The 15,012-nt window shown below is 31.2% G+C and carries 12 protein-coding genes; 3 read left to right on the top strand and 9 right to left on the bottom strand.

Annotated features, from left to right (window positions below; genetic code table 11):
* Positions 1–206: 206 nt before the first annotated feature.
* The 9 genes from IHE43_RS01235 to IHE43_RS01195 all read right to left on the bottom strand — a co-directional run bounded on the left by IHE43_RS01235 (position 207) and on the right by IHE43_RS01195 (position 10,320).
* On the bottom strand, positions 207–2,930 hold the full coding sequence (locus tag IHE43_RS01235) for a histidine kinase (RefSeq protein WP_225585334.1): 2,724 nt from the start codon (positions 2,928–2,930) through the stop codon (positions 207–209).
* 488 nt (positions 2,931–3,418) lie between these two features.
* Entirely contained in the window at positions 3,419–3,925 is a 507-nt protein-coding gene (locus IHE43_RS01230) for a GNAT family N-acetyltransferase (RefSeq protein ID WP_192186308.1), read from the bottom strand.
* Positions 3,926–4,006: 81 nt separating this feature from the next.
* Entirely contained in the window at positions 4,007–4,966 is a 960-nt protein-coding gene (locus IHE43_RS01225; protein ID WP_192186307.1) for a nitrilase family protein, read from the bottom strand.
* Positions 4,967–5,035: 69 nt separating this feature from the next.
* Positions 5,036–5,863, bottom strand: coding sequence for a helix-turn-helix domain-containing protein (locus tag IHE43_RS01220; protein ID WP_192186306.1), 828 nt, complete (start codon positions 5,861–5,863; stop codon positions 5,036–5,038).
* 92 nt (positions 5,864–5,955) lie between these two features.
* Complete coding sequence (locus tag IHE43_RS01215) at positions 5,956–6,714, bottom strand: SGNH/GDSL hydrolase family protein (protein ID WP_192186305.1); 759 nt, start codon at positions 6,712–6,714, stop codon at positions 5,956–5,958.
* 124 nt (positions 6,715–6,838) lie between these two features.
* Entirely contained in the window at positions 6,839–7,264 is a 426-nt protein-coding gene (locus IHE43_RS01210) for an antibiotic biosynthesis monooxygenase (protein WP_192186304.1), read from the bottom strand.
* A 68-nt stretch (positions 7,265–7,332) separates the two neighbouring features.
* Complete coding sequence (locus IHE43_RS01205) at positions 7,333–8,106, bottom strand: helix-turn-helix domain-containing protein (protein WP_192186303.1); 774 nt, start codon at positions 8,104–8,106, stop codon at positions 7,333–7,335.
* A gap of 167 nt (positions 8,107–8,273) precedes the next feature.
* Positions 8,274–9,056, bottom strand: coding sequence for a DUF3050 domain-containing protein (locus IHE43_RS01200; protein ID WP_192186302.1), 783 nt, complete (start codon positions 9,054–9,056; stop codon positions 8,274–8,276).
* An 85-nt stretch (positions 9,057–9,141) separates the two neighbouring features.
* Positions 9,142–10,320 carry an acyl-CoA dehydrogenase family protein gene (locus IHE43_RS01195; RefSeq protein ID WP_192186301.1) on the bottom strand — a complete coding sequence of 393 codons (1,179 nt, stop codon included), beginning with the start codon at positions 10,318–10,320 and terminating at the stop codon, positions 9,142–9,144.
* 164 nt (positions 10,321–10,484) lie between these two features.
* Here IHE43_RS01195 and IHE43_RS01190 point away from each other — a divergent pair, with 164 nt between their 5' ends.
* The 3 genes from IHE43_RS01190 to IHE43_RS01180 are packed head-to-tail and all read left to right on the top strand — an operon-like array spanning position 10,485 to position 14,995.
* A complete protein-coding gene (locus IHE43_RS01190; protein WP_192186300.1) occupies positions 10,485–12,239 on the top strand; it encodes an AraC family transcriptional regulator in 1,755 nt (584 codons plus the stop codon).
* Positions 12,232–13,647 (top strand): lipopolysaccharide assembly protein LapB, encoded by a 1,416-nt coding sequence (locus IHE43_RS01185; protein ID WP_192186299.1) that lies wholly within the window; start codon positions 12,232–12,234, stop codon positions 13,645–13,647. Before IHE43_RS01190 ends, IHE43_RS01185 begins: the two co-directional genes overlap by 8 nt.
* 43 nt (positions 13,648–13,690) lie before the next feature.
* Positions 13,691–14,995, top strand: a complete 1,305-nt coding sequence (locus IHE43_RS01180; protein ID WP_192186298.1) for a tetratricopeptide repeat protein — start codon at positions 13,691–13,693, stop codon at positions 14,993–14,995.
* Positions 14,996–15,012: the final 17 nt, after the last annotated feature.

The raw sequence follows: 15,012 nt of genomic DNA, 5'->3' as shown, positions 1-15,012 counted from the left end.
AGGTCAAAGTAAATACATAAGAAAGCTATAGTGGTCACTTTTGAAATACTACACTAGTACATCAAAGAATAGAAAATTAAAAAAAACGCAATGTTTTCGGGCTCTGGGAAGGGCATAAAAAAACACATCACTCGCTTATGATGTACGAATGATGTGATTTAAAAACGCAAATAATTAATAAAAAAAGTATATTATCTGTAAAAAAATCAGCTTTTTTTTACAGATAATAAAAACCTCGAAAGGTTTTCTTCTGAAGTAAGGTTTAATTTCTTTCTCAATCGATAACGATGGAGATCAACTCCCCTGAAAGTAATATTCATCATTGGGGCAATTTCTTTTGAGGAAAGATTCATTACCAGATAAATGCAAAGCTTAATATCCTTTGGAGTCAGATTTGGATATTGTTGAGATAGATTAATAATAAATTCATTATGAATCTGATTCAGGTTTGCTTCAAATGTTTCCCATTCATGTTTATTAAGTGCATTGATTTTTATAGCTTTTTTAATTTCGCTTTTTATTTTATTAAGGTCCATATCCTGGTTCAAAATATCCTGAATATTGTAAATCATTTCACTTTGTTTTGCGATCGAAAGGGATTTAACGGCAACCTCAGATGATTTTGATTGTAATTCCAGCTCAAGAATATGTCTTTCATATTCCTGAATATTTAATTCGTTTTCTGCATGTAATTCGATTTCCAGAATTTTCTTCTGGTACTTCAATTCTTCTTCCTTCAATTCCAGTTTCTGGATGTATTTCATCTTATTCCATCGATAATAAACAGATAATATTATGCCTATTGCAATGAGATATAATAAAATCATCCAAAAAGAAAAATACCAGGGGTTTGCAACAACGAAATTAAAATCGGAAATCGTATTATAGTTCTGCCCATCATATCCGTAAATCGTAATAGTATGGGAACCGCTGTTGAGGTTATTTAAAAGGATTAGTCCTTCTTTTACAGGAATAAAAGATTTGGCATTGCGCAACTTATAAAACAAATCCTGTTTTGCTGTTCCGTATTTTCCGGATATTACATTTATTTTTAATTCAGAATTAAATTTTATCGTCGATCTGTCTTTTAATAAGTTATCATTATTGAAGGCTTCAATCTTAACCTTTATATTTGGTCTGTTGCCATATTTTATGTTCAGAGAAATAAACCCGTCGTCCAGATTTACTACATAATTTTCCTTGTTATTGAAAACATACACATCATCATTAATAATTTTTCCTTTATAATATTTCTCAGGAATACTATTCCAGACAAATTTATTTCCCTTCGCATAAATATGGTATAAAAGACCCTCCTGCAGCACTATAAAACGACTTTCATCAATAGCAACAATGTCTGAAATGTTTTTAAAGTGAGAATTAAACAACTCATTTTCTTCTAACTGACCAGTAATTGCATTAAAAGTGTACCAGGTATTATGAATCAAAAAGAGCATTTCATTTCTGAATTCAAATATTTTTATTCTATAATCATTTGTAATTTTATTCCGCTGGCTAATATTTTCAACTTCCGTTGTTTCGAAAGCATCGTTGTATAAAATTCGATACAATCCTCTGTATTTATCTGCAGCCCATATTTCATTTTTTCTATTTTGTGCAACATGTTTAATGGGATTTAAAAGTTTTTTCACCTCTATCTTGCTAGAGAGATCATTGATTTTATTATAAATCATTACACCACTATAAGTTCCTTGCAAATACGAATTATTAATGCTGCTTTTTGTTAAATTCCCACCTCCGTGTACGTTATGCAATTTCGAAAACACATTGTTCTTATAAACAAATATTCCTTCATCATGGCCAATAATATATTTGTCATTTATCTTACTGATAGACCAGGCCTGTCCTTCTGAATTAGGAATTAGGGAAAGCTGCTTGTCTTCATATTTGAAAACACCATGATTGGAAGCCATTAGATATCCTTTTGGAGTACTTGCCACAGAATATACGGATCCTAAAATCCCAGAGTTATCATTAAAAATTGAAATTGGAGAATTGACTTCAATGTGCGAAATTCCGTTATCCAGCCCCAGCCACAAATCATCTTCTTTGTCGAGGGTTAAATTTAAAATTGAATTGTTTGTTAAACCGTTATTTCGATTGATATTTTTAAAGGAACCATCATTCAAATCGACGATATAAAGCCCTTTATGTGCTGTTCCTATTATCAGTTTATTGTTTTTTATAAATCGGGCAGCATTTATATTAGCTGTTTTCAAAATGGTGTTTAATGAGCTATTCCATGGATTCAAAATACCGTTCCCAGTAACGAAAACACCATTTTTTCTGGTGAAAATATATATTTTGTTCTGGTATTTTTCGATGCCGTGAATGACATTGTTCTCCACAGCAGACCAGCCTTTAACTTTTTGAATATGATCATTGGTCATCTTATAAACCCCTTTGTCTACTGCAGCAATCAGTAACTGATTGTCTATCGTATAACAATAGGAAATAAGAAATGGCAGTTTAACTTTCTTAATCTGTTTGCCATCATACCAAAAAACTCCGGTAAACGATTGAAAGTAAATTTTGTTATTAAACTTGAAAATCTTCCAAATTTCTTCATTCTCCTTTTCATCAAAAACCTTTTTCCCATTAGAAATGGAAACATAATGCATCTTTCCATCTTTTCGAAACCAATATCCAAATTCTTTATAAGATCCTGAGTAAATCTTATTGCCATCAGCCAATATAGATCGAATAATCGTTTTATGGGGTAACATGTTTTTCTCCCATTTTACCCCATCGTAACGCAATAAATAATAATGATTCGCAAAATACATCGCATCGTCATTTCCTTGGGTCAAACTCCAAATATGATTATCACCCTGGTAATTCGATTTGCCGAAATTTTCTACAAAAGGAAGTAATTCCTGAGAATAGAGTAGAGGTGATAAAAAATTCAACAAGATGAGTATTAATGCTTTATATTTCAAAATAAGGGAGGGTTATGTTCAAATATAAATACATTTATTTAATATGCAAATGGTCGCAACTACCTTAACTTGTCCTTGCATATTTTTTTCTTTGGAATAAAATAATGCTGACAAAACATTTTGAAGATTTACAAGAAAAGCAAGATGACCACCGTTTTAGGCACACCAGTAAACAATTTAGAGGCCTTATCGTTGTATAAATTTTAATTTTGTCGAAGCTGATCGATATTAATAGGATCAAAAAAATATAAATTTTTGTAGTATTGTAATGAAGATATGTACTATTTCTCTTAGGTGACGTCTGATTCTTATTCAATAAGTACCTGAAGATACTCTTGAAAAAAGTTTCGCCGTTTTTGCCCGATATATTATTGTAGAAATAAGGACCAGATAAAAATTATAAAAAGCCTATCCAAAGTTGAATTGAAAGGCTGTTTATATAAGAGAGACTGTCTTTTTTAAAGTTTAATTTCAAACAAGCTAAAAGAACCTTCTTTATAATGTTCGGGCAACTCATTAGTCCATTTGATAGTACTGATTCCTTTGTAATCGAAACCGCAACTTGTGTAATATTTATTTATTCTTTCGTTTCCGCTGTGGGTGTCAAGTCTGATATAGTGTTTACCATTTTCCCTAGCATAAATTTTAGCCCATTCTATGATTTTTTTGACATAGGATTGCCCTCTGAATTTTGGATTTGTTGCAATACGATGTAAGTATATTGCAGGATCTTTAGCAGCTTCTTTCCAAATAATTAAATCATTAAAAGTAAGTACAAAGGTGCAGGCTACTTCATTTCCTTCTTTGATAATAAAATGGCGATTTTCAGCAATTTCTTTTTCGATCAGGGTTCTTTCAAAACCTCTCCAGCTTTTATTATTAACTGTTTTTTGATAAGATGTAGCTTCGTTATAAATATTGAAAACAGCATCAATATCTTCATTTGTAGTTTTAAAAAATTCCATTATTGAGAGGTATACTGTAGATTAATTACTCCTTCAAAGGTAAATCTTCAGCCGTTTAAAGTTTGGTGAATTGTATTAGTTTTAACTTTTTTTATCCGTATTTAACCAAACTACATTTTGCTCTGATTCGTGATTTTGACCAATAATATCTCGATATAATTCTGGCCTTCGGGCTTTTATATAACGATTTCCTCCTGCCTGAAAACATTTTTCAGGAGTAATTACAGCTGTTGCGAAAGAGTTTTCAAAAGTTCTGCATTCGGCTAAAACATCTCCAAAAGGGTCAATAATCATAGAGCAGCCATTTTTTAACTGATCATCATCCATGCCAATCGGGTTAGAAAATATCGCATAAATTGCATTGTCGTATGCTCTTGCAGGTAACCATTTCATTAGCCAGTCGCGACCTTTCATTCCGTCGAATTCTAATCGTAAAGAAGTGGGATCAGCTTCGCGGTTTTCCCAGAGCTGAGGCGCAACAAAACCAGCGCCGGGGCGGGTAGAAGGGGTGCACATTGTAACATGGGGCATAAAAATAATATCGGCGCCTAAAAGCTTTGTTGCACGCACATTTTCGATAATATTGTTGTCGTAACAAATTAAAATTCCGCATTTCCACCCTTCAATTTCAAAAACGCAATATTCATCTCCCGCTGTGAGATATGGATTTATAAACGGATGAAGTTTTCTGTATTTTGCAACTAAACCATTTTTATCTACACAAACATAAGCTTTGAAAAGATTGTCGTTTTCATCTTTTTCAAAAAGGCCGGCCAGAATTACAATTTCATTCTTTTTCGCAATTTCAATAAGTTTCAAAATGCTTTCTCCAGTCGGAATAATTTCTGCTAAATCCAGCATTTGTTCTTTCGATAAATGCCTCGCAAACGTATATCCTGTAATTGAACATTCATGAAAAGAGATAACGTCGCAGCCTTCACCGGAAGCTTTTTGCGAAAGTTTTTCGATTACAGATAAATTGTATTTTTTATCACCGCTTTTATTCTCAAACTGAGCGGTAGCTATTTTTAAATTTTTCATTTTTTAAGCTATTAATTTGAGTCAAAAATAGCAATAGGAAAAAGCTATAAATTGTATAAAACCGACATTTTATAGTGTAATGGAAGGAAAGGTTTTCAGAAGATTATTAGCCAATTTTCCTGTATTATGTAAATATTCTGTTGGAGTAATTCCGGTTTGTTTTTTAAATTCTTTTATCAAATGCGATTGATCTGAAAATCCTGCATCGTAACAAATTGCTGTCAGATTAAGATCTTCGGATTTGTGGTTTAATAATTTTAGAAAATGATGTAGCCTTACAACGTTGCCAAATTTCTTCGGATTTAATCCGATGCATTCCTTAAATTTTCTTTCCAGATGCCTTTCCGTATAACCGGTATGATTAACTAATTGTTTTACAGAAACATATCCTTTATTGGCAAGAATAAATTCTAAAGAACTATTTATTATTAATTGGTTTGATTCTGATTTTTTAGAGATAAGGGTTTTAAAAAATTGATTTAAAAGTATAATTTTTTCATCATTATCATTTTGTTCAGATAATCTTTCCTCAAGAGAAATACCTTTTTTGCCAAAAACAGCATCTGTACTAATAATAGAATCCTGAAATTCATTGGCCGGAATTTGTAACAACTTATTTATTCCGTTAGGTTGAAAAACGACAATTACTAAAGCAATTTCATTATCAGAATAAATATCTTTAAAACCGTTGAGTTGTCCGTACAAAAAAGAGCCTGGCAAATAGTTTTTTATTTCATGATTATTAATATCAGAAATGAGTTTGCTTTTTAAAGAAAACACAACACCCATATTGCCATCAGAAAACAAACGAAGTTTTTGAATCGTCGTTTCCTTATTATCCAAAAAAAGATAATGTTTGATATAAGGAGATAATTCTTTTGAGGGTAAAACTTGCATGAAAGTAATTTAATCAAATTTAAAAAGAAATTCTGAATTTGGTTTTAAAACGATGAAAAACAGCATCAATTTATCTGGAATTCGGAAATATCTTAATTCTGCAAAGCCATTTTTACCTGAGGCAGCATTTTTTCTACAAACATTTTATAAGCTAATTCAGAAGGGTGTAATCCATCTGAAGCTACTAAACTGGTATTGCTTAATCCTTGTCTGGTAATATCAGTAATAGAAACAAAAGTGATTCCATTCATCATACAATAATTCTCAGCGAAAGTATTGTATTTGTTTATTTCGGAACTAATTTTTTCCTGATTCATTGACATTTTTCCAAAAGGGGTGTAGGCGTAATCAGGGATAGAAAGAACGATCACATTTTTTTTATCGCCTTTTACTAATGTAATTGCTTTATTGACCAATTCAGGAAATTCCTTTTCATAGATAGAGAAATCTCTGCCCTGATATTGATTGTTTACACCAATTAATAATGTAACCAAATCATAATTTGGGTCAGGATTTTGAGTGTTTATTGCCGAAATTAAATTCGTAGTTGTCCAGCCTGTAGTCGCAATTATTTTTAAGGAAAAGCTGCTTTGTGGATAAATTGATTTTAAACTTGCTTTGAGCTGTTCCGGAAAACGGCAAGTTTCGCACACACTTTGCCCAATAGTGTAACTGTCGCCTAAGGCCAAATAATTTATTGAACCTGAAATTGGTATAGTTGGAACTTGTGTCGTTGGAGGAATAACAGGCACTGGTGTTGTAGCCATTTCTGAAGGAGTTTCTTCAGCGCTGCAGCTTAATAGAAATATAGAGAGAACAATAGTAACTATTTGTTTGAAATGCGGTTTCATAATTTTTATAAATTAAGTTTTAGGGTTATTCTAAACAAATAGTTACGTTAAATAACTTCTTTTGGTTTTTACGGCATCGCTGTTTTTTGTAGAATTGGATTGAATTGAATAGAGCTAATTTTGATTATGGTTGGGCTTCTTTATAAATGTTTCTGTCCATGACGATATTTAATCTTTCCAACATTTCAGAAATATTAAAACCTTCTTTTTTATATTCGGCCTGAACCGTTTCTTTTGCTTTTTTCAAAACAGCTTCGTTTTCCCAAACGGCAATTGTCATATAAATTAAATTTCCCTTTTCATCAGTGCTTTCATAAGCGTCATCTTTTATAAATCCGTTTAAGTGTTTGATAAAGTTTCTGTTGATGCGTACTCTTTCTAAGAATTCTTGTTTTGATTTTTCGGGAACGATAAATTTATCGATAAAAATTTGCTTCATGGCTTCTGATTTTTTGGCTTCTGTTTGTGAGTTTACAATTGCTGTTTGTGCATGTGTTTTACTGGTAAATAATGCCAAACAGATGATTCCGATTAAAAGATTTGTTTTCATAATTCTTAATTTTTGTTGATGTAAAATTCAGAATTGCAAGCACCAAATCATTGTAAAAAATCAGTGATTTACCAGAAGGAAGGAAATTTGAAAAATTCAGACGGAGTTTGTCCCGTAAATAACCTGAAGTCTTTATTGAAATGTGGCTGGTCAAAATATCCTGCATCAAATGCCAGTTCAATCAGGTTTTGATTGTCTTGTTTTTGATCGATAATTGATTTTATTCGAACAACATAACAAAACTGTTTTGGAGATGATCCAATTGTTTTTCTAAACCTTTTTTCAAAAGCATCCTGACTGATATAAAGTGTGTCGGCGAGTTCTTTTATTCTGACAACACCTTTTTTAGATTGAATTATAGCAACTGCTGCAGAGATTAATTTATCGGGTTTGTAGTCGTGCAACCTCGATAAAAGAAATTGTTCTATGATAGCAATTTTTTGGTTGTTGGTTTTTGCTTCCGCCAAAAGTTCTTCTATGATTGCTATTTTTTCCTGCGGAATAAAATTATCCAGTGAAACACTTTCTTCAAATAATTCGTGAAGCGGTTCTTTAAAAAAGGCTTTGGCTCCAGCTTCTTTAAATTGAATTACTATGGTTGCCGTATCTTTTGAGTAATTGATTAAACGCACAGATTTACGAATTCCGGAAATTGTAGAAATTGGTAAATTATCATAACGATTTTCCCTGATATAATTTACATTTCCTTTGCAGCGAAAGGCTATAGCAAGAGAAGTGTTGGGCAAAACCCGATTTACCAATTCATCCTGACTTTCTATAATTTTGTAAGTCCTTACGAAAGGTTTTAATTGGTCTGTTGGGATGAAATCTACAATTTTCATTTTGTATGTAGTTTACAGTCAATGGATATCAAAGATAAGGAAAACAATTTTTAGAATAAAACGGTATTGTTTAAATAATAAAATCCCAAAACTTAAAATGAAGCAACGTTCAATTAAGTTTTGGCATTATTTTGATTAAGTATTGAATCAATACTATTGTTCTGGTTTTATACCATCTCTGCTTTCATGACGATTTCTTCTTCAATGGCATTCCAAAGACCAATTCGTTTTTCTAAGGCTAGAATTGAAATTTCTTCGACATCTTTCCATTTTTGAGCATCCTCTTCGCATAAATCGGTGATCATTTGCATTGCCATTGGTCCGTGTTCATCTGCATCCAATTCAATATGTCTTTCAAAGTAATAAAGCAGTTTACTTAAATCGGTTTCGGGTAGGTTTTTTTGAAAGTTTTTTAGGATTGCAGTAAACATACTCGGAATCAAATCTTCCCTTCCAAAAGTAAAAGCAGCGGCAATTTCATGTGGTTTTCCTTGTTCGATAACTCTGAAGGTAAAATCTAAAAAAGCTTTTACATCCGGATGTAAAGAACTTTGTTTTATGGCAACAAAAATATTATGCAGCGAATGTACTTCTGATAGAAATTTATTGATTCCAGTGGTGTCAGCTCCACAATCTTCCATGGCTTCAAGATACATTTCGTAATGACTTTGTCTGCGTCCGTCAATTGTTAAATCAGTTTCTTCGGCAAGAACAATTTCGTTGATTAAGTATCTTGTTTCAGGATTTTTTGTAGCAAACCAGGGGGTTGTTGTGCAGGTAAGTTTGGCCTGTAAAGCTTTTAATAGTGACATAAAATCCCAAACGGCAAAAACATGGTTTTCTAAGAAAACATGCAAATCATCAATGCTTTGGATTTTGTTGTATAAAGAATGTTGTAAAAGTTGTTCTTTTTGAGGTTGAATGCTATTATTTATAGTTTCAATATTCATTTGCGGTATTTTTTGCAAAGATAAAAAGCTTCCCGATAAGAAGAAGCTTTTAGTATTGTTTTTGTTTATATTTTAATAGTCTCTATTATTTAAAGGCCGAAATTCCAGTTACATCCATTCCGGTAATTAATAAATGAATGTCATGAGTACCTTCATAAGTAATAACACTTTCAAGATTCATCATGTGTCGCATAATCGAATATTCTCCCGTGATTCCCATTCCGCCTAACATTTGTCTGGCTTCTCTGGCAATATGAATCGCCATATCAACATTATTACGTTTTGCCATCGAAATTTGAGCAGTTGTAGCTTTTCCTTCGTTTCTTAAAACACCTAAACGCCAGGTTAATAACTGGGCTTTGGTAATTTCGGTGATCATTTCGGCTAATTTTTTCTGTTGTAATTGCGTTCCTCCAATTGGTTTTCCAAACTGAATTCTTTCTTTAGCATAGCGTAAAGCAGTATCATAACAATCCATCGCTGCGCCAATTGCGCCCCATGCAATTCCGTATCGCGCTGAATCTAAACAACCAAGTGGTGCTCCTAATCCGGATTTATTTGGTAAAAGATTTTCCTTCGGAACTTTTACATTATCAAAAATTAATTCTCCGGTTGAAGATGCACGAAGGGACCATTTATTATGCGTTTCCGGAGTTGTAAAACCTTCCATACCACGTTCAACGATTAAACCATGAATTCTGCCTTCTTCATTTTTGGCCCAAACGACAGCAATATCTGCAAAAGGAGCATTTGAAATCCACATTTTGGCACCATTTAAAAGATAATGATCTCCCATATCTTTAAAATTGGTGATCATGCTTCCGGGATCTGATCCATGATCTGGTTCCGTTAAACCAAAACAACCCATGAATTCTCCGGTTGCCAGTTTTGGTAAATATTTCATGCGTTGTTCTTCATTCCCGTATTTCCAAATAGGATACATTACTAATGAAGACTGAACAGATGAAGTCGATCGTACGCCAGAATCACCGCGTTCAATTTCCTGCATAATTAAACCGTATGAAATTTGGTCTAATCCTGCGCCACCATATTCAACCGGGATATAAGGTCCGAAGCCGCCAATTTCTCCAAGTCCTTTTATAATTTGTTTAGGAAATTCTGCTTTTTGAGCGTACTCTTCTATGATAGGAGAAACTTCTCTTTTTACCCATGCACGTGCAGACTCACGAACTAATTTGTGTTCGTCTGTCAATAAATCGTCAAGGTTGAAATAATCTGGAGCCTGAAATAAGTCTGGTTTCATTTTTTGATAGTTTTACAGAACAAATTTACGTAATAAAAATATAACAAAACAAAGCTAAATTGTTATATTTTTTTAATTTCGTAACAAAATTAACAACAGTATGGCAAATAAATTTTAGTTTATTGAAAATTTAAGCGTTATTTTTGAAATCCAAAAACAAATAAATGAGGCTAATCATCTCTTTTTTACTATTTTTTGTTCTAAATATTGGTTTTTCTCAAAAAAAACAAATTAGCGAACAGGAATATTTACGTTTACAAGATAAAATTCGACTTCATTTTAATGCAAATGTCGACAGTGCTCTTGTATACGCCTACCAAATGGAGAAATCAAACAATAATAAACATTTGGCCTTTGCAAATGGGGTAATGAGTGTTTTTTTTCAAAGAAAGGGTAATACAAAAGAAGCACAAAAAAGATATAAAGCTGCATTTTATTATCTTGAAAAGATTCCTGAATCTAATGAGAAGATTCAGATGAAGTCTTATATTTATAATTATGGAGGATTAGCAGAGTGGACAAGAGGTAATTTTAGTAAAGCTCTTGAAGATTATCAAACCGGCTTGAAGTTTTCTACTCAAATAGGTGATGTTAAGCAGATTATTAAAATTAAGGGTAACATTGCACTAGTTAATGAGGCAGTTGGAAATTACCAATTATCTATTAAAAATCTAAAATTTCTTACTGTTTTTGTTGATGAAAATGAAGGTGTTTTTACTAAAGTGGAATTATTGAATTATAAAAGTAATTACAATCTTGGTTTAGGAACAGCTTATGAAAGCTATTTCATGAAAAACCTAAGTAAAAGATACTTACTCGATTCGGCAGAATATTATTACAAGAAAGCAATTAATTATTCTCAAAATTTTGTCGATAATAAAATTTCCGCGCAATTGAGTTTAGGAAATTTATACAATTGGAAGCACGATTTTAAAAGTGCAGAAAAAACATATTACGATGTTATTTTTTTGGCACAACAAAACAATATAATAGATGCGGTGTGTATCGCAAATTATAATTTAGGAGATATTTATTATACGACTAAAAAATATGATAAAGCTTTGGTTTTCTTTAAAAAATGTGACTCAGTTGCAGCAATATCAGATACCAATAAGATTGCTTATTTAAAATCTAATTTTTATCAGGCCAAAATCTATAATATTCTTAAAAAACCAGATTTAGCATATAAACATTCCAAAATTTATTTGGATAACTATGAATTGTATGAAGCGAAATTAAGTAAAGAAGCTTTAGAAGTAAATTATAAACAAGGCGTTGATGGTTTGGCAGCTGAAATGATCTCTATTGAAAAAAAATATCAAAATGATGTTTTTTTAAGTAGAGGTTTGAAAGTTTTTTATGTGTTGATGTTTGTTGGAATTGTTTTTTTATTAATTAAAAATATAAGAGATAAAAATAAGGCACATAAAAAGATGAATGCTTTAATTGAAGAATTTAAAGCAAACATTGAAAAGAAAAACAATACTGAATTTGAGATTGAAGAAAAAGAAGAATTGGTTTTCGAACAGGAAGAAATTCAGCTTAAAAAGGAGAACGTTAATTTAAGTATCGACGAGGCTAAAGAGAATAAAATAGTCGAAAAATTACTGGCACTTGAAAGTAAACATGAATATTTAAATGCCGATTTTACATTGCCATACGTGGCCAAAAAAATAAAAACAAATACAACTTATTTATCCTATGTAGTAAACAAGCGATTTGGTAAATCTTTCGGTGAATACTCCAATGAATTAAAAATTAATTATGTAATCAACGAAATGATTACCAATCATATGTATAGAAAATACTCTACACAGGCTATTGCAGAAAGTGTAGGTTTTAAAAATGCAGTTTCTTTTGCAAAATCCTTTCGTAAAAGAACGGGAGTTTCTCCGGCTCAATTTGCGAGCAATGTTTAATTTCGTAATGTTCCCGATTACTTCGACCCTTTCAAAAACAAATTCAATACGATTAATTATCTGTTTGTTGTCTTTTTTTGTTTTCAATTCAGCACTTTCTCAACAAAAAAATACGGTTATTGAAGATGATTACGAAACATTAAAGGAAAAAATTCGACTCTATTGGAATATATCTGTGGATCGTTCATTACTATATGCCGAACAAATGGCGAAATCTACTAATTATGAACATTTGGCTTTTGCAAATGGAGCAATATCGTGTTTAGTACAGTTTAAAGACGAAACAGAAAAATCTAAGAAAAAATATAAAGAGGCACTCTTTTACTTAAATAAAATTCCAAATTCAAATGATAAAAAACGTTTGACGGCAGATATATACAATTATGGTGGATTAGCCGAATGGAGTAGAGGAAATTTTGGTCTTGCACTGGAAAAATTTCAGGATGGGATTAAAGTATCGTCACAAATTGGTGATGTGAAGCAAATTATAAAATTCAAATCTAATATTGGCTTAATTAATGAAGTTGTTGGGAATTATAAAATGGCGATTAAGTACGCTAAAGAGTGCCTTGACTTTATTGATAAAAATGAAAATCAATATACCAAAGTTGAAATTGTAAATAAAAGAAGTAACTTAAATCTTGCTTTAGGAGGTGCCTACGAAAGTTCTTTTATGGCAAATCAGGATAGATGGCAACTACTTGATTCGGCGGCATATTTTTATAAACAAACAATTAGATATTCAGATGTATATCCTTATAATTTAACGAGCGCAAAATTAAGTTTAGGTAATATTTTCAATTGGAAAAGTGAGTACAAAAATGCAGAAAAAAAATATTTTGAAGTTGTGTCCTTGTCAAAACAAAATAAGATATATGATTTATTGTGTGTTGCTTATTACGACTTAGGGGACATTTATTTAACAGCCAAAAAGTATAATAAGGCGCTTCTTTTTTATCAAAAAAGTGATTCAGTTGCGATTTTAACCAATTTAAATGAATATACCTACTTTAAATCAAATTGTTATCAGGCGAGAATTTATAATATACTCAACATGCCTGAACTGGCTCACAAACATTCTAAAATTTATTTGGATAGATTAGATAAATTTGAGAGTAAATTAAGAGAAGAAACAGTAGAAGTAAACTATAAACAGGGAGCAGATGATTTGACTGCCGAAATGCATTCCATTGAAAAAAAATATAAGCAGGATCTTTTTTTAAAAAGAGTACTTAATGTATTTTATGTGCTTTTATTTCTTGGAATTGTATTTTTTCTGATAAAAAACATAAGAGATAAAAAGAAAACTCGTAAAAGAATGATTGCAATAATTGAGGAAGGACAAGTAAATAAAAATGATATTAATCAATTTGATGATCAACCGGATTCTATTAAAACAAAAAAGTAAAGTCAATTTAATAATTGAGGTTTTATTTTTCAAAAATAAATTTATGAAGTCAATTTTCTATTTTCTATTCTTTCTTATCCTGACTACTACATTTGGCCAGCAAAAAAATGCGGTAATTGAAGATGATTACGAAATATTGAAGGAAAAAATTCGATTATACTATAATGCAGATAATGATCGTGCCCTGATGTATGCCGAGCAAATGGCGAAATCCAGTAATTATGAACATTTGGCTTTTGCCAATGGAGTAATGTCTTGTTTGTTGCAAAGAAAAGGTGAAGTAGAAAAATCGAAGGAAAAATATAATAAAGCATTTGTTTATTTAGCGAAAATACCAGATTCTAAAGCTAAAAAAAGTCTTACGGCTGACATTTATAACTATGGAGGTTTAACAGAATGGATTAGAGGAAATTTTAGTGCCGCCTTAGAAGAATTTCAAAAAGGGATCGAAATTTCTTCACAACTAGGTGATATTAAGCAAATTATTAAATTCAAGGCGAATATCGCATTAGTGAATGAATCTGTTGGGAATTACCAATTATCAATTAAAAATTCAAGAGAGCTACTTGAATTTATTAATAAAAATGAAGGATTATTTACTGACGCCGAACTCTTAAATAGAAAAAGTAATTTATATCTTGCTCTGGGTAGTGCTTATGAAAGTTATTTTGTAGATAAGGGCAAAATGGAAATACTTGATTCTCTAGCGTATTTTTATAAAAAAACAATTCAGTACTCTGAAAAATTTCCTTACAATACAATCACTGCAAAATTAAGCTTAGGAAATGTTTTCAATTGGAAAGGAGATTATAAAAACGCAGAAAAAACCTATCTTGAAGTTGTATCGTTGGCAAAACAGAATGGAAACAGCGACTTGAGTGCTGTTTATTACAATTTAGGAGATATCAATCTTACAGTTAAAAAATATAATAAGGCATTGTCTTTTTATAAAAAAAGCGATTCAATTTCGCTTTTAAATGATGTAAATACACTAAGTTATTTGAAATCAAATTGTTATCAGGCAAGAATCTATAATATACTTAACATGCCTGAACTCGCTCACAAGCATTCCAGAATTTACTTGGATCAATTAGATGAGTATGAAAGCAAATTAAGAGAGGAAAGATTAAAAGTAAATTATAAACAGGGTGAAGAAAATCTCACTGCAGAAATGCTTGCTATAGATAAAACATATAGGGAAGATCTTTTTTTCAAAAGACTCCTTAGTGCTTCATATTTTATTATATTTTTCGGAATTATTTTTCTGTTGATAAAAAATATTAGAGATAAAAACAGAATACGTAAAAAATTAATTGGTTTAATTGCAGAACCTAATGCAAAAGCATAAATAAAAAATATTCATTT

The sequence above is a fragment of the Flavobacterium sp. MDT1-60 genome, assembly GCF_014844035.1.
In the GTDB taxonomy this organism is placed as follows: Bacteria; Bacteroidota; Bacteroidia; order Flavobacteriales; family Flavobacteriaceae; genus Flavobacterium.
The sequence above is the reverse complement of the archived record's forward strand: the minus strand, read 5'-3'. Positions and strand labels throughout refer to the sequence as shown.